The organism is Klebsiella sp. YJ (assembly GCF_002108615.1).
GTDB classification, from domain to species: Bacteria; Pseudomonadota; Gammaproteobacteria; order Enterobacterales; family Enterobacteriaceae; genus Klebsiella; species Klebsiella planticola.
Window position 1 is genome coordinate 194,811 of record NZ_MTEG01000001.1, and the last position, 24,374, is coordinate 219,184.

The following is a 24,374-nucleotide window of genomic DNA, read 5'->3' on the forward strand; positions in this document are numbered from 1 at the left end:
GCCATCAGGCCCCTTTTTTATTTCGCTAAGCAACACTGCTTATATTTTTTACCGCTGCCACAGGGACAGGGATCGTTACGCCCGACCTTGACTTCATTGCGGATCGGTTGCTGTACGATTTCCGGCTCAGCATGCTCAGTCCAGTATTGGTACAACGAGAGCGCTGCCGGGCGGATATGGTCCACGCTGGCGATAAACTCATCGACAGAGAGCGCCTCAACCGCCGTAAACTGCGCTTCTGTGCCGTGTAAAGCAATGCTGTTCAGCGCCGACTGCGGCTCTTCCGGCAGAGCAGGCCAGTTTCCGAGAGCGACGCCGCGCATATAGCCGAAGCACCACTCCTCAACAATCGTCAGCTCCTGACCTTCCTCTTCGCGGGTCCCAAACAGCGGTTCAAATTGATCGGGATACTCGTCCAGACGCTCGGCAATGTCGCTCATATGCTGCAGAGTCAGGTTAACAAAATGGTCACGCTCGCGGTCGTTCGCCCAGCGCGGCACATTGTCCGCTCCGCCCCAGATTGCCAGCAGCCACTGAGCCGGTTCAATCTCTTTCGGGCCGGAGAGAATGGCCGTCAGCAGGCCGTCAAGCTCTGAGACATCAAGGATGGCGCCCTCGGTGGCGTATTTCGACAGGATATCGTCCAGCCATTCAAGTTCGCTTTCGTTCAGGGGTCCGGTTTTCATAAACAGGCTCGTCGTGGTAGAAAAATGGCGCATACAGTAGCGGAAATGCCGGGAGAAAACCACCCGGCAGCGTACTCAGCAAGCGTTAAATATCTTTAATGATGCTGGCGCGCATCGTTTCGTATTCGCTCTCGGTAATGGTTCCGTCATCGAACATTTTTTTCGCCTGCGCAAGGCGTTCCCGCACATCATCGGCGGAAGAGAGCGGCGCGCTCTGCCGGGCAGCTAGCGGGCTGTATTCACTCTCTTGCTGAATGTCGCCATAGCGGTTGACGCCATCGGTGCCGCGGGCAAACAGCAGCCAGACAGACAACGCCAGCGCCGCCATGCCTCCGGCCGCCGCGATCCATACCCAGACGGCCGCCTCACCGTTATCAACGGTGGCGATAATGCCGATAAAGCCAACCAGCAGAACAGCATAGGGTGACAGCAGCCACCAGCCTGATTTGTTCAAATCGTGCAGACGGCGCACCGCAACCGCGATACCGGGGATAATGATGATCAGGCCAAACAGGCCGCCCACGATCGGAATCAACCCCAGTACGGCCGAAAGCACAAAGTTGGCGACGGTAAAAACCACATACTCCTTGCGCGCCGAACGCCCGCGAAAGGTGGCATATTTGCGGAAGCAATCACCGTAGCTTTCAAGCAATGTAGCCATAAGATCCCTCATTTAAATTGTTTTTATTGCCATAACGGCGTTCCGTTCCCAAAGGATAATAGTCCGGCGAACCGGAGCGCTATTTTACCGCAGTTTGGCCATGCCGCGCCTGAGAAAAATGGGGGGGAACGCTGAATACCGGCGCTAGCCGGCTGGGTGGCGGCAGGAGGCAGTGGGCTTGCAGACAAAGGTTCCCGTTACCGCGCGTCGCGGGCCAGGTTCCTGAATCCAGGCGTAAAGCGGGTTATCGGCTTTCGCCGCGTTGTAATCGACGCAGACAACACGCTCGCTCAAGGAGTGAGGTTCGCCGGATAACGTGTAGTGACCGATCACCACCGGGACATCGGTGGTGCCAGGAGCGGTCTGCTCCAGAGGAATATCCGGGATCCGGCTGACCATCTCCGCCTGAACCTGGGCTATCTGGCGATAGGTTTTCGCATCATCCCGCCACCAGCGCACACGAATATGGCGGCGCTCGACGCCGGTCTTATCCACGAAACTAAAGCCCGCGGGGAGTTTCAGTTCCGGTCCTTTAAGCACGGTCTCGATCATCCGGAACAGAGGATGCTGTTTATCAAAAGCGGCGACCCAGCTTTCGGGTTTCAATCGATTCTGTTCATCCAGCCACGGCCGTAGCCGGGCAATTGTCTCATCTTCCCAGCAGGCATGTACCGCCCGAATATCGCCATAATCAACAAACAGCGGCAGGGTTTTAAACCAGTCGATCCAGAAATTATGCCGCGGAGTGTCTTCGACAACATCGGCCAGAAACGCCTGATGCTGACGTCGATTATTCGGTGAATGCGGCCGCAGGGGCTGAGCGCTCTGCGGATGGCGCATTGACCAGCCAACGGCATTAAATTCATGATTGCCCATCAGGCATATCGCCCGCCGCGATTCCACTTCCGCCCTCACCCGCTCCAGTACCGCCAGGTGGTCGATCGGCGCCCCAGGCTGATTATCAATCAGATCGCCGACAAAGATCAGTAAACGCTCATCCCGTTGGTACAGAGCATCAAGATGATCCAGCAAAGCGGAGAGCTTATGGTACTGACCGTGGATATCGCCGATGAAGATTCTATGCCTCTCCGGCAGGCCAGAATGCAGCATATGAACACCTTTTTCGAGGAACAGAGATGTTGATGATATCAGTTTCAACGGCCGGCCTGGCGGGATTTCGCCCGGCGTAGAATTACCCCGTCATGACATGAAATGGCCCGGTATGGCAGGATAATTGCGGTCGCTCCGTCAGGCGGTGGACCGTGTGACAAAAAGATATAATGCCGCGAGATCATGAAAGGGGGGATTTCAGAAATGAAAAAACCACCCGTAGGTGGTTTCACGACACTGCTTATCATTGATTTTATTCAATAATCCCAATGGTACCCGGAACGAGACTTGAACTCGTACAGCCTATGGCCGAGGGATTTTAAATCCCTTGTGTCTACCGATTCCACCATCCGGGCTCGGGATGTAAATTGGAGGCGCGTTCCGGAGTCGAACCGGACTAGACGGATTTGCAATCCGCTACATAACCGCTTTGCTAACGCGCCTTAATACTTAAACACCCGCATCTGCCGATGTTTTTAATCTGGAGCGGGAAACGAGACTCGAACTCGCGACCCCGACCTTGGCAAGGTCGTGCTCTACCAACTGAGCTATTCCCGCATCATCAAGCAAATTTGCTAATCACTTGATTTTGTTATCGTCTGGCAAGCTGTGCTGCCGTTCGATGCGTTGCATTCTACTTACCTGGCGAAATGAGTCAACGATATTTTTTAAATCCTTGTGTCGTTTGCTGAAATTTGCGGCGAAACGATCACTGATCAAGCAAATCTCCGCGCGCGGCGTTCAGATACTGCAGCATAGACCACAGCGTCAGCACCGCTGCCACGAGGAACAGGGCGATGCCGGCCCACTCTACCCAGGCGTTTGGTCGCCACAGCATCCACACCAGTGCCGTCATCTGCGCGGTTGTTTTCACTTTGCCGATCCAGGAGACCGCCACGCTGCTGCGTTTACCCAGTTCGGCCATCCACTCACGCAGCGCAGAAATAATAATTTCACGGGCAATCATGGTCGCGGCCGGCAGGGTTACCCACCAGGTGTGATAGTGCTCAACCACCAGCACCATCGCAATCGCCACCATCACTTTATCGGCCACCGGGTCAAGAAAAGCGCCGAAACGGGTGCTCTGATTCCAGCGGCGGGCCAGATAACCATCAAACCAGTCGGTAACGGCAGCGACAAAAAAGATCAGGGCGCAGGCAAAAGGAGCCCAGACGAAAGGCAGATAAAACGCCAGCACAAAGAACGGTATCAGGATGACGCGAAACAGAGTAAGCAATGTAGGGATATTAAATTGCATAGTGACAGGTAACTATCTGTTAGAAGTAAAAATTAGCCCTATGTTGCTACAGAGCCCCTAATGTTTCAACGAGTAGAAGATCTTTTCTGCCAGACCGTGAGATATACCCGGTACTTTGGCTATCTCCTCGACGCTGGCTTGCTGTAACCCTTGCAATCCGCCCATATACTTCAGCAGCATCTGGCGGCGTTTCGGCCCTACCCCTTCGATAGTCTCCAGTGAACTGGTGCTTTTCACTTTTGCCCGTTTTTTACGATGCCCGGCAATGGCATGATCGTGGGATTCATCGCGAATATGCTGAATAACGTGCAGCGCAGGCGAATCAGGCGGCAGGTTAAACCCCTCACCTTCTGGTTCGAAGAATAACGTTTCCAGCCCGGCTTTACGATCGCTGCCTTTCGCCACCCCCAATAAGAGAGGATGCTGTTTGTCCCAGGGCACATCCAGCCCGGCAAAGACGCTTTTCGCCTGCCCAAGCTGCCCTTTACCGCCGTCGATCAGGATAACGTCAGGAATCTTGTTCTCTTCTATTGCCTTACCGTAGCGGCGACGCAGAACCTGGTTCATCGCCGCATAATCATCGCCCGGCGTAATGCCGGTGATATTGTAGCGTCGATACTCGGCGCGCAGCGGCCCGTTACTGTCGAACACCACGCAGGAAGCCACCGTCTGTTCACCCATAGTATGGCTGATATCAAAGCATTCCATACGTTTAACGGCCGGCAGTTTAAGTACGGTAGCCAGGGCCTGCAGACGTTGATGGATCGTCGACTGTTGGGAAAGCTTCGTGGTCAGGGCCGTGGCCGCATTGGTACGCGCCAGCTTGAGATAGCGGGCGCGATCGCCGCGTGGTTTCGTCTGAACATTCACCCGACGCCCCGCCAGTTCGGAGAGGGAATCCGCCAGCAAGGTTTTATCGCCAAGATTAAAATCGAGCAGAATCTCTCCCGGCAGAGTACGCATCTGGCTGCCCTGCAGATAGAACTGACCGACGAACGTCTCCACCACTTCGCCGAGCTCAGTACCGCCTGGCACTTTCGGAAAATAGCTGCGACTACCGAGGACCTTGCCCTGACGAATAAACAGAACGTGGACGCAGGCCATGCCCGCATCAAAGGCGACGCCGATAACGTCGAGGTCATCCCCGGTATTCGAGACGAACTGTTTCTCGGTCACCCGGCGTACGGCCTGAATCTGATCGCGAATGCGCGCCGCTTCCTCAAACTCCAGCGCCTGGCTGGCCTTCTCCATCCGGGCAATGAGCTGCGTCAGCACCTGATCATCTTTACCCGCGAGGAAAAGACGCACATATTCAACCTGCTGCGCGTACTCCTCTTCGCTCACCAGGCCTGACACACAGGGCCCAAGGCAGCGGCCAATCTGATACTGCAGGCACGGACGCGACCGGTTACGGTACACGCTGTTCTCGCACTGACGCACAGGGAAAATTTTTTGTAGCAGTGCAAGCGTCTCGCGAACCGCATAACCATTCGGGAAAGGACCGAAATACTCGCCCCTGGCGTGTTTCGCACCGCGGTGCATTGCCAGGCGTGGATGGGTATCGCCGCTCAGGAAAATGAAGGGGTAGGATTTGTCGTCGCGCAGCAGCACGTTATAGCGTGGCTGATACAGCTTGATGTAGTTGTGCTCCAGCAGCAACGCTTCCGTTTCCGTATGGGTTACGGTCACGTCGATTTGCGCAATCAGTGCCACCAGCGCTTCGGTTTTACGCGAAGCCAGGTTGCTCCGAAAATAGCTGCTCAGCCTTTTTTTCAGATCTTTTGCTTTGCCGACATAGATGACGGTGCCGCCAGCATCATACATGCGATAGACGCCCGGCTGGCTGGTTACCGTTTTCAGGAAAGCTTTTGCGTCAAAAACATCACTCACTGACTTGCTAACGACTCCGCATTGCACAAACCATGACGAATGGCCAGGTGGGTCAACTCGACGTCACCGTGGATGTTTAATTTACTGAACATCCGGTAGCGATAGCTGTTCACGGTTTTGGGACTCAGATTTAACTGCTCTGAGATCTCATTCACCTTCTGACCCCTGGTGATCATCAGCATAATCTGCAATTCGCGTTCAGACAAACTGGCAAAAGGCGATTCTGTCTTTTCCGGCTCAATCTGGCTAAGCGCCATTTGCTGGGCGATATCGGAAGCAATATAACGTTGGCCGGATGCCACGCAGCGAATGGCATTCACCACTTCCTGCGGCGCAGCACCTTTACTCAGATAGCCTGCGGCACCCGCCTGCATGACTTTTGCCGGCAGCGGATTTTCGGTATGCACGGTGAGCATAATCACTTTGGTATCGACAATGGAACGCGCAATCTTGCGCGTGGCTTCCAGGCCACCAATTCCAGGCATGTTCATGTCCATCAGAACAACATCAACGGAATTGGCGCGACACCATTTCACAGCATCCTCGCCGCAGCAGGACTCACCGACAACTTTAATCCCTTTTATATCTTCCAGAATGCGTCGTATCCCTGCGCGCACTAGCTCGTGGTCATCAACAAGAAGGACGTTGATCAAAGGAATAATCTCCAGAATTAGGGATAACGCTACGGATAGCTTATCTCATACATATTACCGGGTTTTCTCGTCACTTTAAAAGCCAAAAAAATGCCCTACGGAAAGTTTCTTCCCCGGATATGTCAATTTGTCTGCACAGTAAGTGGAAACTTATAGATAACAGTAAGTTGTATTACGCTTCATTTTTAACATTTGCCCTACAAAAACACCGGCATGGCGCCGCGATAGCGCATTGCTAAATAGGAAACAAAATATGTAACAATAATTAACGATGAAAACACACCAGCGCAAAATTAACCTGCGACACGCGTGCAGAGTACGTATTATTCAGGCAATTAATGCACCTACACCTCTGATGAGAGAACACAAATTACGCGCTCCTTTTTTTCCCGTCGCTTGTGGTATACTGCGCCGCCTTAACATTTAGTATTGCGCAAAAGCGCCGATAGCAAACGAGGATATCGATGAGCACTCCAGATTTTTCCACTGCAGAAAATAATCAAGAACTGGCGCAGGAAGTGACCTGCCTGAAAACGCTGCTGACGCTGATGCTCCAGGCAATGGGCCAGGCGGATGCGGGTCGGGTGATTATTAAAATGGAAAAACAGATCACGCAGATGGAAGATGAGGCTCAGGCTGCCGTATTCTCCAGCACCGTTAAGCAAATTAAACAAGCTTACCGCCAGTAACAGTCAACCGGCTGTGAGTTCAGCACAGCCGGTCCCCACGTCTGACACGCAGAACACCCTACCTGCTCAAATTAAACCGGTCGCCACCGCGTAACAGGCGATTTGCGTTTTATTTGGCGCATTGAATTTTCGTTGCATATTCTTTTGATGGAAATTAACGGTATTTTCTGAGATAGAGAGAATAATCGCCACTTCAGCCGATGTTTTTCCCTCCGCCGTCCATTTCAATATTTCCAGTTCACGGCGACTAAACTTCATTTCCGGCGGCATGACCATCGCATCTTCCAGCCGCAGTAACGTCAGCAGGCTCAGCTCGGTCAGCGTTCTTAAGCGCATCTCCTGCTCGTCTTCATGAAACGGCCCTGCGCTACGGCTGCGGCCGGAAACGGACAGAAATCCCTGAGCATGATTAGGCAAGGTCAGACACTGGGTAACCCCCTTGTTCAGCCCATGATCTCGTGCACCATCCCACAATTCCGGCGTATCACGAAAGAGTCTGTCATCCCACGGCAGATGGCCACGGAGAAAGTTTTCGGGACGCAATACCGGATCGATAGCAAAATAATTCTCAGCCTGGTAGTGTGTCATCCACGCCTGTGGGTAGGTCGATTGCAGCGTAATCCTGGGCCGGGTAAAAGGCACGGGGTGGCGTACGCAAAGCGCAAAATAGTCATATTCCAGCCCTTCCGTTTGTTGTTGCAGGAGATTATAAACTTCCCCTCCCGTGGTGATTGACTGAAATTGTTGCAGCATTTCCCGCCGCCAGCTGAAAAAATCAATGTCCCTCATAACCGACCAAATAACTCCTGAGTAATAATCATTATTAGAAATACAGAAAACTAACACATAAATCTTATTTATATGTATAAAATATCGTATGCATCGCACTTATTAGACCATGACTGGCGCTCCTCACCCGTTACAGGAGAAAAGTATGTCGGATCCTTTATCGCTAAACACGATATATTCCCGGCTATGGCAGGCCTTTAGTTCCCACCCGGCCCCGGAAGTCGAATTTACCCAGGCGGGGGCGCTGCATTCCTGCTTTGCCGTCACCGATTTTGCCTCAGCGTCTATCGCCGTCGCCGGCGCTCAGCTGGCGCAACTCTCAGGTAATCCCTCGCCGCTCCGGGTCGACCGGCGCCTCGCTTCTTACTGGTTTAATCATAGCCTGTATCCTGTAAACCGGCCGCCCCAGTCGCTGTGGGATCCCCTGGCCGGCGACTACCCGACTCAGGAAGGCTGGATCCGTTTGCATACCAACGCAGCCCACCACCGCCGGGCCATGGCACGTGTTTTAGGTGAACACGACTCCCGGGCTTCTCTGGCATCAGCGGTTCGCCTGTGGCAGGCTGAAGCGCTTGAACAAGCGGTCGTCGAAGCAGGCGGTTGTGCGGCGGCAATGCGCAGCGCCCGACAATGGCAGGCGCACCCGCAGGGCGTGGCGGTCAGTCAGGAACCGCTGCTCATCGAAACACCTTTACCGCCTGGATCCCCCGTCGACTGGCGTTTGGCTCGCAGCAGACCGCTGCTCGGCATTCGGGTACTCGATCTGACGCGGATTATTGCCGGACCGGTGGCCACCCGTCTGCTCGCCGGCCTCGGAGCGCAGGTGCTGCGGATCGATCCGCCAGACTGGTGTGAGCCGACGCTCGCCGAGGAAATCACGCTCGGCAAGCGCTGCGCACGACTGAATATTAAAACAGCGATCGATAAGCAACGTTTAATAGATTTGCTCTGTCAGGCTGATGTTATCGTACACGGCTACCGTGCCGATGCGCTGGACACCCTGGGATTAGATAGTGAGACGCGGGCTCGACTCAGACCAGGGCTGGTCGATGTGTCGCTGAATGCCTGGGGATGGAGCGGTCCGTGGCGCAACCGCCGCGGTTTTGACAGTCTGGTGCAGATGGCCTGCGGGATTGCCGCAGCCGGTCAACGGTGGCGGCAGGCGGATAAACCGGTGCCTCTGCCGGTTCAGGCCCTGGATCATGCTACCGGTTACTTAATGGCTGCCGCGGTACTCAAAGGTCTTTATCGCCGTGCGACCTGCGGCGAGGGTTATCGCGCGCGCCTGTCGCTGGCTCGGGTGGCGGCATGCTTAATGCAGTATCCCACGCCAGACAGCCCCCTCTCTTTTCGTGAACCGCAACGGGGCGATTTCCAGCCGGCGCTGGAATGGTCAGCTTTCGGCCTGGGCGAACGTCTGCGCTTTCCGTTACAGCTGGCGGGAACACCGGTGGTCTGGTCGCGGCCGTCCTCGCCACTGGGGACGGCCGCCGCGAGCTGGTAAAAATTACTGCATCAGAAATTTTTCAAGGAACTGGCGGGTGCGCGGCTGCTGCGGGTTGGCAAACAGCGCTTTCGCCTCGCCCTGTTCGACGATACGCCCCTGGTCCATAAAAATCGCGCGGTCCGCGACATCGCGGGCAAAGCTCATTTCATGAGTCACGATGACCATCGTGCGCTTCTCCTGCGCCAGCTGGCGAATGGTGTTCAGCACCTCGCCAACCAGCTCAGGATCGAGAGCCGACGTCGGCTCATCAAACAAAATCACATCCGGGCGCATCGCCAGCGCACGCGCGATGGCCACACGCTGCTGCTGACCGCCGGACAGACGACGAGGATAGCTGTTTTCTTTACCGCTCAGCCCCACTTTCGCCAGCAGCTCCCGGGCGCGAACAATGGATTCGTTTTTATCCTCACCCTTGACGATAACCGGCCCTTCAATGATGTTTTCCAGTACCGTACGATGCGGGAACAGGTTGAAACTCTGGAACACGAACCCCACATGCTGGCGCAGGCGGCGAATCAACCCTTTTTGCTGGCTGAAGCTGCGCGCGGTATCAATGGTCACATCGCCCACCCGGATGGTCCCGCTTTCCGGCTGTTCCAGCAGATTAATACTGCGCAGCAGCGTCGTTTTACCGGACCCGCTGGGGCCGATGATCGCCACCACTTCCCCCTCCTGGACATTGAGGTCGATACCGTGCAGTACCGTCTGACCGTGAAATTTTTTCACCAGGTTTTTGACTTCAATGGCACTCATTTTGGATCACGCTCCTGGCGATTCAGCTGGTTTTCAAAATAGTTCTGCAATGAGGACAGCACCGTCGCCATCACCCAGTAAATCAGCGATGCGGCCAGATACATGGTGAACACCTCCAGGGTGCGCGAGGTGATCAGCTGCGCCTGACGGAACAGTTCCGGAACCTGAATGGTGGCCGCCAGCGAGGTATCTTTTACCAGACTGATAAAACTGTTGGAGAGCGGCGGCAGCGCCACGCGCGCAGCCTGCGGCAAAATCGCCCGGCGCAGAGTTTGCCACGGCGTCATACCGATACTGGCCGCAGCTTCCCACTGCCCTTTGTCAATCGAGGCAATCGCCGCACGCAGCGTTTCCGCCGCGTAGGCCGCGGTGTTAAGCGACAGACCAATCATCGCCGCCGGGATCGGGTCAAGCTCAATACCAAACTGCGGCAGACCGTAATAGATCATAAACAGCTGGGCAATCAGCGGGGTACCGCGGAAGATGGAGATATACATTCTCGCCAGCCATTTCACCGGCCACAGAGGCGACATCCGCATCAAAGCGAGGATAAAGCCCAGCACCAGGCCAAAGAACATACCGCCGATGCTCAGCTGTAACGTAAACACCGCGCCTTTCAGCAGATAAGGCGCGGAATCGATAACCAGTTGGATACTCTCTTGCATTCTGTATGTTCTGCTTTAGATATGGGGATGATAGGCAAACAGCGCCGGCGCTCCACCCGTGTGGATAAATAAAATCGGCCCTTCATCCTTAAAGCGCTTCTGATTAATGCCGTCAATCAACCCGGCCATCGCTTTGCCGGTATAAACCGGATCCAACAGAATGCCTTCCAGCTGCGCCAGCAGCTTCACGGCTTCCATTCCTTCGTCGTTCGGCGTGCCATATCCCGGCGCAAAATAGTCATCCCACAGCTTAATCTCCGCATTGGCCTGGAGCTCCAGGCTGTTCGCCACCGCCTGCTGAAGCGCGACGACTTTCGGCAACTGCTCCGCCACCTTGCGTGATACGGTAACGCCAATCAGCTCAGCCCCAGGCATCAGCTGTTCCAGTCCTACGGCCAGCCCGGCATGGGTACCCGCGCTCCCGGAGGCGACCACCACGGAAGAGAGTTCGACGGCGCCTTCGCACTGCTGGGCGATTTCGAGGGCACTTTCGACATAGCCCAGCGCGCCAAGCGCATTGGAGCCCCCCACCGGAATGACGTAAGGCCGATAGCCCTGCGCTTCAATGCGGGTTGCCAGCTCTTCCAGCTGAACATCGGGTTGGGTCAGCGCATCGCACATCTCAACCTGGGTATTAAACAGATCCAGCAGCAGGCGGTTACCGTTGGTCAAGTAGTTCTCGGCGCGAGTGCCGATAGGGTTTTCCAGCAGCGCCACACAGTGCAGACCCAGTTTCGCGGCCACCGCCGCCGTTTGACGAACGTGGTTCGACTGAATCGCGCCGGCGGTGATTAACGTATCCGCGCCTTCACGCAGCGCATCTGCCGCCAGGAACTCCAGCTTACGCAGCTTATTGCCGCCCATCGCCAGCGGGGTCACGTCGTCACGTTTAATAAAAATCTCGCGGCCCAGATGATCGGACAAGCGCGGTAGATATTCCAGCGGCGTCGGCGCGCCAATCAATTCCAGGCGCGGGAAGCGCGTTAAATTTTGCAGTGACATGGTACCTCCTGACTGAGTTATCTTTATTATGCACACACTGGCGTACGAAATAAAAAAAGGCGCTATCAATAGCGCCTTTTTTCACCGCCAGCCGTTACATCGTCACGTCGGCGCCAAACCATTTTTCCGACAGCGCTTTCAGGCTGCCATCTTTCTGCATATCAGCAATAGCGCCATCAACCGCTTTCAACAGGTCTTCGTTGCCTTTACGCAGCGCCACGCCAGACTCCTGACGGGAGAACGCTTCGCCGGTCACCGCCAGGGTATTGCCGGTTTTCTTCACCAGATCCAGCGCCGCCAGGCGATCGACCAGAATCGCGTCAATACGACCCACGCGCAGATCCTGATATTTAGTCGGGTCATCATCATAGGTACGAATATCTACGCCCTGGACGTTCTGGCGCAGCCACTCTTCGTAGTTGGTGCCCAGACCGACGCCGACTTTTTTGCCTTTCAGGTCAGCCGCGGTTTTGATAATGCCTTCGTTGCCTTTTTTCACCAGCGCCTGAATACCCGACACCGTATAGGGGGTAGAGAAGTCATACTTTTGCTTGCGCTGATCGGAAATGGTGACCTGGTTAATCACCACGTCAATACGTTTGGAGTCGAGGGAAGCCAGCATGCCGTCCCATTTGGTCGGTTTCAGATCGGCCTTCACGCCCAGATGTTTCGCCAGCTCATTAGCAAAATCAACCTCGAAACCGGTCAGCTTACCGTCGTCGCCCTGATAGCTGAACGGCGGATAGGTCCCTTCCAGGCCTACGCGCAGCGTCCCGCGCTCTTTAATCTGCCCCAGCAGATTTTCCGCAGCAAACGATTTTGCGCTGACGCCGGCCATTAAAACTACAGCCATCGCGCCCATCAGCGCCTGACGACCCAGAAGTGCTAATTTCATAGATGCCCCTGATAAGTGATATTTTCCAGTAGTGTAAGGCGTTTAGTTTCGCTCACCAACACCTATACGCTACATCTTATTCCGAAACATTATATACGCAGCGATTTAAGACATAGCGAAAAGAGAACCAAAATTCATCGGATTTGCTGGAGATATCTCATACTGCAAAGGTCAGCTTGATGACGTCTGGAGCATGGAAGATGAAAAACCCCACGTTACTACAGTGCTTTCACTGGTATTACCCCGCCGGCGGCGAGTTGTGGCGCGAGGTCGAAGCCCTGGCCCCGAACCTGAATGAAATTGGCATTAACATGATTTGGCTACCGCCGGCTTACAAAGGCGCGTCCGGCGGTTACTCCGTCGGCTACGACAGCTACGATCTGTTTGATCTCGGTGAGTTCGACCAAAAAGGCTCCCTTGCCACGAAATATGGCGATAAAGCCCAGCTCCTTGCCGCCATTGCGGCCCTTCACCAGCACGATATCGCGGTGCTGCTTGACGTGGTGGTCAACCACAAGATGGGCGCAGATGAGAAAGAGCAAATTCGCGTGCAGCGCGTCGATGAGCAGGACCGGACGCAAATTGCTGAAGAGATTATCGAATGCGAGGCCTGGACACGCTACACCTTCCCCGTCCGGGGCGGGCAGTATTCTCAGTTTATCTGGGACTACAAATGTTTCAGCGGCATCGATCACATCGAGAATCCCGACGAGGACGGCGTTTTTAAAATTGTTAACGATTATACCGGCGAAGGCTGGAGCGATCAGGTCGATGATGAAATGGGTAATTTCGATTACCTGATGGGCGAGAATATTGATTTCCGCAATCATGCGGTCGCCGAAGAGCTGAAGTACTGGGCCCGCTGGGTTATGGAGCAAACCGGCTGCGACGGTTTCCGTCTCGATGCGGTTAAACATATTCCCGCGTGGTTTTATAAAGCGTGGATCGACCATGTACAGGAAGTGGCGACAAAACCGCTGTTTATCGTGGCTGAGTACTGGTCGCATGAAGTTGATAAGCTCCAGCAATATATCGAGCGCGTCGACGGTAAAACGATGCTGTTTGACGCCCCTTTGCAGATGAAGTTTCACGAGGCGTCACGCCAGGGGCGCGACTACGATATGAGCCAGATTTTTAGCGGCACGCTGGTTGAAAGCGACCCGTTTCATGCCGTTACGCTGGTGACCAACCATGACACCCAGCCCTTGCAGGCGCTGGAGGCCCCCGTCGAACCGTGGTTCAAACCGCTGGCCTATGCGCTCATTCTGCTGCGCGAAAACGGCGTTCCCTCGGTTTTTTATGCCGACCTCTTCGGCGCCAGCTATGAAGATACCGGTGGTGATGGCCAGACCTATGCCATTGAGATGCCGGTGATTGAACAGTTGCATGAACTTATTGACGCCCGCCAGCGTTTTGCTCACGGCGTCCAGACGCTGTGGTTCGATCATCCCAACTGTATTGCGTTCAGCCGCAGCGGCACCGATGAAGATCCGGGATGCGTCGTTGTATTGTCTAACGGCGATGAGGGAGAGAAGCTGCTGACGCTGGGTGCCAACTATGGCAATAAGCGCTGGAAGGATTTTCTGGGCAATCGTCAAGAGGTGGTGGAAACCGACGACGAAGGCTGCGCCACCTTTACCTGCAACGGCGGAAGCGTCAGCGTTTGGGTCATTGAGGAGGTGCTGTAGTCGTTGGAAGCACGCGGGCTGAACGTCGTCTCAGCCCGCAGCGGCATTAGTTCACGCTTTTCCCTGCCGCGGCTTTTTTCCACGCCTGCTCGCACTCGGCGGTCAGGCGGTCAACGCGGGTCAGGGTCATGCGATCGTATTGCAGCGTGTTACCTGAACGCTCAACAGGATACACATCAAGTCTGGAGGTGACGTTATAGACCTGCTCATCATGCAGCATTAATTTACCCGGCGTGGCGATGACGCGCTGCCACTGTCGACAATCGAGGGTATCGCCATTTTTCGTCACAATCAGGCTGGCAATCGCGTCCGGGCTCATCATTTCGCTCTGCGGGCCTTTTGACTGCCAGTATCCCTCTAACCCGGCGGGCGCTGGCGCTTTGACGACGGTATCGTAATTATCAACCTGGACACATCCCGCCAGCATCAACAGCGCACCGGCAATCACTAACTTTTTCATCATCCATCCCACAAACCGATAAAAAAGTATTGTGGCATTAAAGCGTTAAGCCCGCCACCCCTCCCGCTGACCCGCGTCAAACTGGCCAACATGACCCTACGTAAAACGCCACCGTCGCCCTCGGAAAAAAATGCCGCCGCATTATTAATTAATAACGATAATGAAGCAGTGATGACAAAATGCTGGCTATTTACGCAATCAACATAAGGAAAATCCTAAAAATATTTATTATTTGGGGCCCTCGCTCTCCGGGAAAGAGGCAATTTTGCTTTTAATTCCCTCACATAACCCGGACCGCACATTACTTTGGGAGTATTCCTGGCAAATTATGGGCAATATTACGGAATAGTTTAGACTCTCTGATGGTTCCTGTGCTGAACCGGGTTTTTATTACCCACTTAAATGGATTTCATCGCACTTGTCGGCGAGGGATAAATTGTCGTTACGTGTTGATTGAGGATGGGTCATGTCAACGATTATCATGGATTTGTGTAGCTATACCCGGCTGGGATTGTCCGGGTATCTGACAAGCCGGGGAATAAAAAAGCGTGACATTAGTGAAGTACATTCTGCGGAATGCCTGAAAGAAGCCTGTGAATTCATGCATCCGGCAGTGGTATTTATCAATGAAGATTGCTTTATTCATCATCCGGACAGCAATCAGCTTATCCGGCATATCATTAACCAGCACCCTGGGACGTTATTTGTTATCTTCATGTCGTTAGCTAACATTCATTTTGATCACTATCTGCTGGTGCGCAAGAATTTACTTATTAGTTCCAAATCGCTGACACCAAAAGACCTTGATGAAATTCTGGGTAATCGTCTTAAATACGATAATTACAGCAGCGCCCGCATCAATATACCGACACTTTCGCTAAGTCGTACCGAATCGAATATGTTGCAGATGTGGATGGCGGGCTATGGTACGGCGCAGATTTCAAGCCAAATGAACATCAAGGCGAAGACGGTTTCGTCGCATAAAGGAAATATTAAAAAGAAAATTCAGACTCACAATAAACAGGTGATTTACCATATCGTGCGCCTGGCGGAAAACATTACCAGCGGAATACACGTTAACCTGCGCTGAACCATGCGCAGGCAAAACTGGCGGTGCTCTCCGCCAGTTCAGATGCCTCACGAACTAATCTTCTTTCTCAACAAAGATCCCGTCCGGATGCCCTGCTTCGTTAAAAAACCAGATCCCCAGCGGGTAGTCTTCCAGCGAAACCAGATACATTGTCCCTTCACTAAACGACTCTATTGCCAGAACTACACCCGATCGACGTGGGCCACCGTCGGTCTTCACCGTGACACGATCGTTCACCTGCATAACTTATCTCCTCTATTTTTGAGCCAGTGTAGAACAAAACTGCCCGCTGTGCAGCGCCCTGCCCGGTGAGTGGCGTTTTTATAGACCATCCGCCATTGCGGCTGCCCCTGATGCTGCGCGACCATCCTCTGATTTTATGCCTATACTTAAACAGGCACGATCTGAGCCAAGCGAGGTAGCCATGATGAAAACCGCCAAAGGTAGTGGATATGAGGGAAGTCGCGGGGTGAATGTCGATGTAGATGCCCTGCTGGCGGCGATTAATGAAATCAGCGAGAGCGAGATACGGCGTTCGCGGGACGATCCGCATCACGTCAGCGTTGATGGCCGCGACTATCACACCTGGTGCGAACTAGCGGAAGCGTTTGAACTCGATATTCATGACTTTAGCGTCACGGAGATCAACCGCTAGGTACAGGTGAAAAAAATCCCGACTCGCAGGAGTCGGGATGAAACTTGCTAATGCAAGAAGCACTTGAAAATTCGTTACACCGGGATATCCGTTGCGGGAAAACATTATCCTCAATTATTTTGCATGACAAGAGCTATTCATGAAGAAAATAATTGAGAAATGGGATGAACTTTCTGTCACTCACCCAGGATGCTGATGGCGCAAGGGTTTATTGCGTTCTTTTTCCCCCTATCGCTCACTGACCTCGGGTGTTTTTTTAAGATAAATCTCATTTCCCAAAAGCGACGCACTACAGCAAATCGGTAAAGCAGACCTGGTTGCGTCCATTTTGTTTGGCGAGGTAGAGCCGGTGATCGGCCGTTGACTGCAGGTTCTCAAAATTAAACCCGGCAGAATCATCGCTGCTGCTCACCCCCAGTGAAGCACTGATCCGCAAACTGGTGTCGTTGCAGAGGAGAATTTCACGGCTGTAAATGCGGATGCGGATACGTTCGGCGATGGCTGTCGCCATCTGTAAGGTGGTGTCAGGCATCACAACACAAAACTCTTCACCGCCGACACGTCCAGCCAGATCGCCTTCACGGATGTTGCTGGCAATGGTACTGGCAACCAGCGACAGCACGCGGTCACCCGCCTGGTGTCCATGCTGGTCATTCACCTTCTTAAAGTAATCGAGATCGAGCTGAATCACCGAGATCGGCCGACCTGTCCGCTCGCACATTCTGGTGGTGGCAATCGCCCTTTCAAATAAGGCGCCGCGATTCAACAGGCGGGTTAACGCGTCATGCCAGGCCTGCCACTCCAGCGACTTTTGCAGAACACTCATGTTGCGCACCATCCGCAAAATCACCTGCCAGGAAATAAGCAGCATCAGCGTAAAGAGTAGCCACATCAGCGTCAGCGCGATAGTAATGGTCCCGAAAGCACCGCGCACGCCTTCCTGGAGCGTATGGATTCTCAGCAGCATGCCATCAAAGTTGTTTAATTTCTGCCAGCTGATATAGCGCGTTAATAAGCGAATCCCCCCCTGGTTTTCATGCAAAAACGCGTAGCTAAGCATTGCCCGTTCACGGGCAGACAACAGGCTCAATACATTCCCCGACGCTGAGGAAGCTATCAGGTTCAACCGACTGTCATACAGCTGGTATTCCCCCTCCTGGCCTCCCTTAATGGCGCTGACCAGAAACGCTTTCATCTCTCGCACCGAAAAATCCATCGACAGCACGCCGAGCCAGTCATGTCGGAAATCAAGGGGAATAGAGGCCGTCACCACCGAATCATCGTTTTGCGCGCGCTCATCGAAAACGGTCTGCCAGATAACCCCGCGATCGGGATTGTTCCGCTGCGATTGCCGGATAAACCACGAGGCGGCGATCGCATGGGTATAGAGCGTCTGGGCCTGTACCGCGCTCTTTGGCAATTCGGTGCTGGTAAAAAAACCGCTGCGCGAAATGTACAGCATGCGTTCGTTAAAGCCACGATTATCGTTGACCAGACGCAGGAGATAGCCCAGCTCCAGAACCGCCATCAGCTCATTACCGGTCAGGGCATCGTTACGCGAGAGCGCGCTCTGACTGTCGACAAAGTCATCGGAGACGCCATACACCGGGAGAGTACGCCGGTTATGTAACGCCACGGACCAGATAGGTTCATGGCGTTTGCTCATGTATTCCTGCTCTGCATGACGCAAAATCTCAAAATCCAGCGGCGTTTCAAGCGCCGACTGCATCCCGTTGCGGAAAAACACCATTCTGTCGATGTTGAACAGCAGCAGACTGTCCATTTCATGGGCGACGTTTTCAAGATTGTTGCGCTGGTTGGTAACGTAGGCCCCTTCCAACACCATCACTTCGCGCCAGATCAGGAGCGTAGAAACAAAAAGTACTGCGACAAAACAATAATTAACCACATGTCCCGGGCTAGAAACGCGGCGAAGTTTTCTTACCCACTGTGGTTTATCCATTGTTCTCTCGCAGTACCATCAAAGCAACAAACGTCATCAACGCTCCCTGTTGGTTAAATAAGCAGTATAACGACAAAGCGCCCGGCTTTTGCCGGGCGCTACAGGAGTCAGGCACTCTTCTGTCGCTGCCCTTCCCCACGAACTAACTCATCTTCACGGAACGCCTCGCGTTTAACGACATAACCGTCATACCAACGACATTCAACCATTCCGCTGGCGAAGCCCGTCACAACCATGCGCGGCCCTCCGCTCTTTCGCCTCACTTCATCACTGACCAACAATACCATTTTTTAGTCCGTCATCTGGGAGAAACTGTTTCACCATAGACGAAGCTGAGCGATTTTGCATAATCAGCGGCAGATTTTACTCCGCCGTAGCGCGAAACCCGGTGATAACCTTCACGCCAGCCAGCACCACCGCGCCGACGATAAAGCCTAGCACCAGGTTGACGCCGGTCGGCAGCAGTGAGGCGATGAGGGCGGACTGCTCCCCTGCCCAATGTTCAACCGCATGATGAAGGGGCGCGATGCCGTGTACGATAATGCCGCCGCCGACCAGAAACATCGCCAGTGTCCCGACGATGGAGAGAAGCTTCATCAGGCGCGGCGCAACCGCCAGTAACCCGTTACCGACCCAGCGCGCCAGCGCGCTGCTCTTCTTCACCAGCCAGTAGCCCATATCATCCAGCTTCACGATAATCCCGACCAGGCCGTACACGCCAACGGTCACCAGGATCGCAATCCCGGAGAGAATCAGAATCTGATTGAGCAGCGGCGCATCGGCCACGATACCCAGCGTAATGGCCACGATTTCAGCGGACAGAATAAAGTCTGTGCGTATCGCCCCTTTCACTTTATCGCGTTCAAATGCCAGCGGATCTTGCTGCGCCAGCGCCTCCAGACGCTGCTGACGGGCCTGCGGATCTTCCTTGTGTTTGCGCGCCTGCAGGCTGTGCAGCACTTTCTCAACGCCTTCATAGCACAGGAATGCGCCGCCCAGCATCAGCAATGGCGTAATCGCCCAGGGAATAAACGCGCTGATCAGTAAGGCCAACGGCACTAAAATCACTTTATTGACGAACGATCCCTTTGCAACGCCCCAGACAACGGGGAGCTCACGATTGGCCCTAACGCCCGTCACCTGCTGGGCATTAAGAGAGAGATCGTCTCCCAGCACGCCGGCCGTTTTTTTCGCTGCCAGTTTCCCCATCATGGAAATATCGTCCAGCAAGGTGGCGATATCATCCAACAGCGTTAAAAGACTACTTCCTGCCAAAATTGTATTCCTTCATTTATTGAGGGTTAATCCCCAGGCGCTCCGGCTGCAGCCTGAACGCTTAGCGGCCATGTCCGCATAAGTATGAGGTAAAAGTGCTTTTTCGCCCAGAGGTGCACAGAGTCAATATAAATTTAACAATTATCGATCAATTAAAGCACTCGCCAGCGCAGTAGTTTTCACGTTTACTATATGTCTCCTTTCTATCTCTGTACCGTCGTGAGGACGTATGTCTACCCGCCAGCTTCTGCCCCTTATCGGAGCCCTGTTTGCGCTTTATATCATCTGGGGATCGACCTATTTTGCCATTGCCATTGGTGTTGCCAGCTGGCCCCCGTTGATGATGGCCGGTATCCGCTTTCTCTCCGCCGGCGGGCTACTGCTCGCTTATCTGCTGGCAACCGGTCACTCGCTTCCGCCGCTCCGACCTCTGCTCAATGCGGCACTGATCGGCATCCTGCTGCTGGCCGTCGGAAATGGTTTTGTCACCCTGGCCGAGCACCAGCATGTGCCTTCTGGCATTGCAGCGGTCATGGTGGCGACAGTGCCGCTCTTCACGCTCTGCTTTAGCCGTTTTTTTGGTATCACCACCCGCAAGATTGAGTGGCTGGGGATTGCCATCGGTCTGGCGGGCATCATTCTGCTTAACAGCGGCGGGAATCTGAGCGGTAATCCGTGGGGGGCGCTGTTGATTCTTATCGGTTCCATGAGCTGGGCATTTGGTTCCGTTTACGGTTCCCGGATTGAGCTTCCGACAGGCATGATGGCCGGTGCGATTGAAATGCTCGCCGCGGGAGTCGTCCTGGCGGTCGCCTCCTGGGCGACCGGCGAAACCCTGAGCCAAATGCCGTCGTGGTCAAGTATTTTTGCCGTTGCCTATCTGGCGATTTTTGGCTCTCTTATCGCCATTAACGCCTACATGTATTTAATTCGTAACGTCACCCCCGCCGTCGCCACCAGCTACGCTTACGTGAATCCCGTGGTGGCGGTCCTGCTGGGGACCGGATTTGCCGGAGAGAGCCTCTCGTCCATCGAATGGCTGGCGCTGGGGGTAATTATTTTTGCCGTTGTGCTGGTCACGCTGGGGAAATACCTGTTCCCCGCCCGAGCTGAAGTTACGCCTTGTGAGGTGGAGAAGTAAGCTGTAGCTCACCAATGCCCAGAGTGTCGATCTGCGCGCGGTCACCACCGCCGCAGATCCACTCTTCCAGGCGCTCACTCAACGCCTCATCGCTCAGCTTTAATCGCCCGCGCAGCGCACATTCCCAGACGATCAGCACCCGCCACCCTCGCTCCTGCAACCGCAGGATATCGCGGCTATCGCGCGCGACGTTCTTGCCGATTTTATCCAACCAGAATTCCGTGCGCGTCGCGGGCACTTTAAACAGATAGCAACGATGGTGATGCCAGAAACAGCCGTGGGTAAAAATCACGCAGCGGTACTCTGCCACGACAAAATCGGGACGCCCCGGCAAAGTCGCATCCTGAACAGTAAACGTAAATCCGCCCTGAGCGAGCAGCGCGGCGAGCCGTTTTTCGATTGCCGTATCGCGCTGGCCAATCGCCCGCATGTTTTTACTGCGCGTGTTTTTATCGTGGACGTCCACCGTCTTGATCCTCGGATTCACGCTGCGCCACGGCCTGCTCGATTCGCGGCGCAAGTAATTTCGCGACGGCCGCAAACACCGGCACCACGACTGAATTACCGAACTGGCGATAGGCCTGGGTATCGGAAACCGGAATGCGGAAGCGATAGCCCTGCGGACTTTCAAACCCCATCAACCGTGCGCATTCGCGCGGCGTCAGCCGACGCGGACGACGAAGCTGATTTTGCGTATCGTCGAAGTGTTGTTCGCCCAGCGGGCGATCCCAGCCGCGATCGACCAGAATCTCGGCACCGTCTTTGTAATAGCGCGCGGATAGCGTGCGCGCCACGCTCTGAGGATTGCGTGGATCAACCAGGCCGTAACCAAACCCGTTGCCCAGCGCCTGATGCTTGCGCGCATAGTGATACAGATACTTCCACAGCACCGGCGTCAGAATAAATTTAGCATCCACCGTCGGTTCCAGCAGATCGCCAAAGGTCGGGCGCGCGGTCGGGTAAAATTTTGAGATATCGCGCAGGGTAAAACCGTCGTGCAGCTGGAGATCGCGACGGAAGCCCACCAGCACAATACGTTCGCGGTGCTGGGGTAAGAAATGACGTCCATCGATCACTTTCGGATCGTCTGCGCCGCTGTGGTCGGCATCGGAGACTTCATAACCCAGCTCATCCAGCGTCTGCATGATAATGCGGAATGTCCGTCCTTTATCATGGCTTTTCAGGTTTTTAACGTTCTCCAGTACAAAGATGGCAGGCCTGCGGGCAGCGATAATTCTGACCACATCAAAGAACAGCGTTCCCTGGGTTTCACACGCGAAACCGTGGGCCCGGCCCAGCGCATTTTTCTTCGATACTCCGGCCAGCGAAAAAGGCTGGCAGGGAAAGCCCGCGAGCAGAACATCGTGCGGAGGAATCGTATCGCGAATATGCTGCGCGGCTTGTTCATCGCTCACATCCGGGCGATGGCTGAGGGTAATATCACGAATATCTTCGTTAAAGCGGTGCTGATTCGGGTCACAATACCAGTTGGCTTTGTAGGTGCGCACCGCATGCTTATTCCATTCACTGGTGAAAACACACTGTCCGCGGATCGCCTCAAAGCCGCTGCGGATCCCGCCGATTCCGGCAAACAAATCGACGAACCGGAAAGCATAATGGGGATGATGGGCCGGCGGTGGCGGCAGCAGCGTTGCCAGACGGGCATACTCTTTGGCCGTTATACGGTTAGCTGCCCGCTCAACCGTCGCCACGCGTTTTAATATAGCCGGGCTCCAGTGACGATCGCCAACGGCCAGCAGAAATGCCACCAGCGTTTTTACATCGTATATTGCCATCAGCTGGCGCAGCAGCGCCTGAGCCTCTTCCCCGGCATGTTCCGGTGGCAACAACAGGCTCTTTTCCTTCGATAAATTTTGCGGCATACCCTCAACCAGCCCGAACAATTTTGCAGAGATTACCATAAATCATGCGGGCAGTTTCAGGCCAGTGGCTCAAAGCGCCTTAAAACCGCCTCATCGACCGACTGCGGGTCGCCGCGAAGCTCAGCGCTAAGCTTGGCCATAAATTGCACGAGGAAGCGCGCATTGTGTAGCGCCATCTCTTTGCCTTTGTCCGTTTGCATCGTCTCGGGTAATCGCAACAGCTTGCACTGGAAATGGTCCAGCGCATATTTTTTGTCATCCAGCTTACGCCGGTCAGCAAAGGGATCGTCAGCATCAAACAAGATGTTGTTCAGTGCCCCGGACACCGCGAAGACGCGGGCCAGTCCAATTGCGCCGAGTGCCTCCAGCCGATCGGCATCCTGGACAATTTTCGCCTCTGCGCTTTGCGGGGAAATACCGGCACTGAAACTGTGCGCTTCAATCGCATGATAAACGGCAGGATAGCGGTCGCGCGGAAAGTCCGGGAATGACGACTGGAGAATAGCCAGCGTTTTTTCTGCCGCCATCACCGAGGAGCGGCTGCGCTCGGGATGGTTTTTCGGCAGGCTAACAATGTCATGAAAATAACAGGCGGTCAGAATGACCAGACGATCGACTTGACTCTCTTCAGCCAGCCGCTGTGCGGTTCCCCACACGCGCCGGAAGTGCGAAATGTCGTGCGCCGAGTCGCCCTCGGTGAGATGTCCCGCAAGCCACGCTTCAAAGCGTTGCTGCCAGTCAAGTTGTTGCATACACGTTCCTCTGAGAGAAGGTCAGCGTTGAGCATAGCAACTTTAATCGTGTTGTTCATGCATCCCGGGGTCAGGGCGGGTGTACCAGGCTATCGCCCCGAGGATGGCGCCGACAACGCTCAGCACAAGAAAACCGAGCAGAGCACCAAGCCACTTACCTGACGTCGATCCCAGATCGCCGTCAATTGTTGCACCGGGGACACTTTCAATTTTACCAACGACCCACCAGTAGCGCGCCATTGCCCACAGAAAGTAACCACAAAAGGCATAAAAGACCCACAGGGCAAGTTTCCCGCCCGGGCTTCGTTTCGCTTTCTGCTCCATTAACTCCTCTCCTTTAACTGACAACGAAACCGCAGCACATGGCCAAAAAAAGTGATGCGCGTCACATTATACTGTGAAAAAGATAACGAAACAGCACCTTCCGCCCGTGAACAACCGCGTTTAACCATCGCGAGATAGCGATGCTTTCGCGCCAGCATCTCAGGATTTATTGTTCATCGTCGTAAAGCCGCGACGGAGAATAATAGCAAGATACCTGAGGGATATTTTTCCATCGTCAAAACCTGCATCAATCCGAACGCGTATTTCAGCCTGTGTTATTACCCATGAGTTAAATAATCCACCCAAATCATTCAAACAACAGCCATAATTCATAGAAATAAAATCAGTGACATAAATATATCAACAAAAACACTTAACGTATTGTTATTGAGAACAATAAACAACAAAAATACATCATTCCAAAATGATAACTTTTTAATATAAAAATTCAAATAGAAACATTTTGTAATATTGGATATAACTTATTTACATTTTTATTTTAAATAAAAGTGAACCTTACCGATAGTATGAAATTGTTTTCTGCAATACTCATCTCCATTCATATTAATGATGATTAAAAGGGAA

The 24,374-nt window shown here is 53.9% G+C and carries 26 protein-coding genes and 3 tRNA genes; 6 read left to right on the plus strand and 23 right to left on the minus strand.

Annotated features, from left to right (window positions below):
• Positions 1–17: 17 nt before the first annotated feature.
• The 9 genes from BV390_RS00910 to uvrY all read right to left on the minus strand — a co-directional run bounded on the left by BV390_RS00910 (position 18) and on the right by uvrY (position 6,258).
• A complete protein-coding gene (locus BV390_RS00910) occupies positions 18–719 on the minus strand; it encodes a YecA/YgfB family protein (protein WP_463666967.1) in 702 nt (233 codons plus the stop codon).
• 52 nt (positions 720–771) lie between these two features.
• Positions 772–1,347, minus strand: coding sequence for a DUF805 domain-containing protein (locus tag BV390_RS00915; protein WP_032686895.1), 576 nt, complete (start codon positions 1,345–1,347; stop codon positions 772–774).
• 144 nt (positions 1,348–1,491) lie between these two features.
• Positions 1,492–2,457 (minus strand): metallophosphoesterase, encoded by a 966-nt coding sequence (locus tag BV390_RS00920; protein ID WP_085396366.1) that lies wholly within the window; start codon positions 2,455–2,457, stop codon positions 1,492–1,494.
• Between the two features lie 270 nt (positions 2,458–2,727).
• Positions 2,728–2,813: transfer RNA gene (locus BV390_RS00925), tRNA-Leu, on the minus strand.
• A gap of 13 nt (positions 2,814–2,826) precedes the next feature.
• A tRNA-Cys gene (locus tag BV390_RS00930) sits at positions 2,827–2,900 on the minus strand.
• A 39-nt stretch (positions 2,901–2,939) separates the two neighbouring features.
• Positions 2,940–3,015 (minus strand) — tRNA-Gly (locus BV390_RS00935).
• Positions 3,016–3,166: 151 nt separating this feature from the next.
• Complete coding sequence (gene pgsA / locus BV390_RS00940; RefSeq protein WP_004864143.1) at positions 3,167–3,715, minus strand: CDP-diacylglycerol--glycerol-3-phosphate 3-phosphatidyltransferase; 549 nt, start codon at positions 3,713–3,715, stop codon at positions 3,167–3,169.
• A 57-nt stretch (positions 3,716–3,772) separates the two neighbouring features.
• Positions 3,773–5,605, minus strand: coding sequence for an excinuclease ABC subunit UvrC (gene uvrC / locus BV390_RS00945; RefSeq protein ID WP_004864146.1), 1,833 nt, complete (start codon positions 5,603–5,605; stop codon positions 3,773–3,775).
• On the minus strand, positions 5,602–6,258 hold the full coding sequence (gene uvrY, locus BV390_RS00950) for a UvrY/SirA/GacA family response regulator transcription factor (RefSeq protein ID WP_032686893.1): 657 nt from the start codon (positions 6,256–6,258) through the stop codon (positions 5,602–5,604). Before uvrY ends, uvrC begins: the two co-directional genes overlap by 4 nt.
• A 464-nt stretch (positions 6,259–6,722) precedes the next feature.
• Here uvrY and BV390_RS00955 point away from each other — a divergent pair, with 464 nt between their 5' ends.
• Positions 6,723–6,947 (plus strand): DUF2594 family protein, encoded by a 225-nt coding sequence (locus BV390_RS00955; protein WP_004864152.1) that lies wholly within the window; start codon positions 6,723–6,725, stop codon positions 6,945–6,947.
• A 66-nt stretch (positions 6,948–7,013) separates the two neighbouring features.
• Here BV390_RS00955 and sdiA read toward each other — a convergent pair whose 3' ends face one another.
• Positions 7,014–7,736 (minus strand): transcriptional regulator SdiA, encoded by a 723-nt coding sequence (gene sdiA / locus BV390_RS00960; protein ID WP_032686892.1) that lies wholly within the window; start codon positions 7,734–7,736, stop codon positions 7,014–7,016.
• 145 nt (positions 7,737–7,881) lie between these two features.
• On the opposite strand from sdiA, the gene BV390_RS00965 reads away from it, so the two are divergent.
• On the plus strand, positions 7,882–9,240 hold the full coding sequence (locus BV390_RS00965) for a CoA transferase (RefSeq protein WP_049268162.1): 1,359 nt from the start codon (positions 7,882–7,884) through the stop codon (positions 9,238–9,240).
• A gap of 3 nt (positions 9,241–9,243) precedes the next feature.
• Here the strand turns inward: BV390_RS00965 and tcyN are convergent, their stop codons facing one another.
• The 4 genes from tcyN to tcyJ form a co-directional block, all read right to left on the minus strand.
• Positions 9,244–9,996 carry an L-cystine ABC transporter ATP-binding protein TcyN gene (gene tcyN, locus BV390_RS00970; protein WP_032686889.1) on the minus strand — a complete coding sequence of 251 codons (753 nt, stop codon included), beginning with the start codon at positions 9,994–9,996 and terminating at the stop codon, positions 9,244–9,246.
• The gene (tcyL, locus tag BV390_RS00975; protein WP_004864166.1) at positions 9,993–10,661 is read right to left on the minus strand and encodes a cystine ABC transporter permease; all 669 of its coding nucleotides are present in this window, start codon (positions 10,659–10,661) and stop codon (positions 9,993–9,995) included. Before tcyL ends, tcyN begins: the two co-directional genes overlap by 4 nt.
• 15 nt (positions 10,662–10,676) lie before the next feature.
• Complete coding sequence (dcyD, locus tag BV390_RS00980) at positions 10,677–11,663, minus strand: D-cysteine desulfhydrase (protein ID WP_085396367.1); 987 nt, start codon at positions 11,661–11,663, stop codon at positions 10,677–10,679.
• A 94-nt stretch (positions 11,664–11,757) separates the two neighbouring features.
• Positions 11,758–12,558 (minus strand): cystine ABC transporter substrate-binding protein, encoded by an 801-nt coding sequence (gene tcyJ / locus BV390_RS00985; RefSeq protein WP_004864171.1) that lies wholly within the window; start codon positions 12,556–12,558, stop codon positions 11,758–11,760.
• 200 nt (positions 12,559–12,758) lie between these two features.
• Here tcyJ and amyA point away from each other — a divergent pair, with 200 nt between their 5' ends.
• Positions 12,759–14,246, plus strand: coding sequence for an alpha-amylase (amyA, locus tag BV390_RS00990; RefSeq protein WP_032695309.1), 1,488 nt, complete (start codon positions 12,759–12,761; stop codon positions 14,244–14,246).
• 46 nt (positions 14,247–14,292) lie between these two features.
• On the opposite strand, the gene yedD is transcribed toward amyA, so the two are convergent.
• Positions 14,293–14,709 (minus strand): lipoprotein YedD, encoded by a 417-nt coding sequence (gene yedD / locus BV390_RS00995; RefSeq protein ID WP_168185400.1) that lies wholly within the window; start codon positions 14,707–14,709, stop codon positions 14,293–14,295.
• 463 nt (positions 14,710–15,172) lie between these two features.
• Here yedD and rcsA point away from each other — a divergent pair, with 463 nt between their 5' ends.
• Complete coding sequence (gene rcsA / locus BV390_RS01000) at positions 15,173–15,796, plus strand: transcriptional regulator RcsA (RefSeq protein ID WP_032699325.1); 624 nt, start codon at positions 15,173–15,175, stop codon at positions 15,794–15,796.
• 54 nt (positions 15,797–15,850) lie between these two features.
• Here rcsA and dsrB read toward each other — a convergent pair whose 3' ends face one another.
• Positions 15,851–16,039 (minus strand): protein DsrB, encoded by a 189-nt coding sequence (gene dsrB, locus BV390_RS01005; protein WP_046852147.1) that lies wholly within the window; start codon positions 16,037–16,039, stop codon positions 15,851–15,853.
• A 184-nt stretch (positions 16,040–16,223) separates the two neighbouring features.
• Here dsrB and yodD point away from each other — a divergent pair, with 184 nt between their 5' ends.
• Positions 16,224–16,451 carry a YodD family peroxide/acid resistance protein gene (gene yodD / locus BV390_RS01010; protein ID WP_032686881.1) on the plus strand — a complete coding sequence of 76 codons (228 nt, stop codon included), beginning with the start codon at positions 16,224–16,226 and terminating at the stop codon, positions 16,449–16,451.
• Positions 16,452–16,740: 289 nt separating this feature from the next.
• Here the strand turns inward: yodD and dgcQ are convergent, their stop codons facing one another.
• The 3 genes from dgcQ to BV390_RS01025 all read right to left on the minus strand — a co-directional run bounded on the left by dgcQ (position 16,741) and on the right by BV390_RS01025 (position 19,689).
• On the minus strand, positions 16,741–18,414 hold the full coding sequence (gene dgcQ, locus BV390_RS01015) for a cellulose biosynthesis regulator diguanylate cyclase DgcQ (protein ID WP_032695310.1): 1,674 nt from the start codon (positions 18,412–18,414) through the stop codon (positions 16,741–16,743).
• A gap of 107 nt (positions 18,415–18,521) precedes the next feature.
• Positions 18,522–18,701, minus strand: a complete 180-nt coding sequence (locus BV390_RS01020) for a YodC family protein (protein WP_015583987.1) — start codon at positions 18,699–18,701, stop codon at positions 18,522–18,524.
• Positions 18,702–18,777: 76 nt separating this feature from the next.
• The gene (locus BV390_RS01025; RefSeq protein WP_032686879.1) at positions 18,778–19,689 is read right to left on the minus strand and encodes a DUF808 domain-containing protein; all 912 of its coding nucleotides are present in this window, start codon (positions 19,687–19,689) and stop codon (positions 18,778–18,780) included.
• Between the two features lie 229 nt (positions 19,690–19,918).
• Between BV390_RS01025 and yedA the strand changes: the two genes are divergently transcribed.
• On the plus strand, positions 19,919–20,830 hold the full coding sequence (gene yedA, locus BV390_RS01030; RefSeq protein WP_015583985.1) for a drug/metabolite exporter YedA: 912 nt from the start codon (positions 19,919–19,921) through the stop codon (positions 20,828–20,830).
• Here the strand turns inward: yedA and BV390_RS01035 are convergent.
• The 4 genes from BV390_RS01035 to drpB are packed head-to-tail and all read right to left on the minus strand — an operon-like array spanning position 20,805 to position 23,789.
• Entirely contained in the window at positions 20,805–21,260 is a 456-nt protein-coding gene (locus tag BV390_RS01035; protein WP_046852264.1) for a very short patch repair endonuclease, read from the minus strand. The genes yedA and BV390_RS01035 overlap by 26 nt on opposite strands.
• Positions 21,261–21,279: 19 nt before the next feature.
• Positions 21,280–22,713 (minus strand): DNA cytosine methyltransferase, encoded by a 1,434-nt coding sequence (locus BV390_RS01040; RefSeq protein ID WP_032699358.1) that lies wholly within the window; start codon positions 22,711–22,713, stop codon positions 21,280–21,282.
• Positions 22,714–22,769: 56 nt separating this feature from the next.
• Positions 22,770–23,465, minus strand: coding sequence for a phosphohydrolase (locus tag BV390_RS01045; RefSeq protein ID WP_046852146.1), 696 nt, complete (start codon positions 23,463–23,465; stop codon positions 22,770–22,772).
• Between the two features lie 42 nt (positions 23,466–23,507).
• The gene (gene drpB, locus BV390_RS01050) at positions 23,508–23,789 is read right to left on the minus strand and encodes a cell division protein DrpB (protein WP_032686876.1); all 282 of its coding nucleotides are present in this window, start codon (positions 23,787–23,789) and stop codon (positions 23,508–23,510) included.
• Positions 23,790–24,374 lie beyond the last annotated feature (585 nt).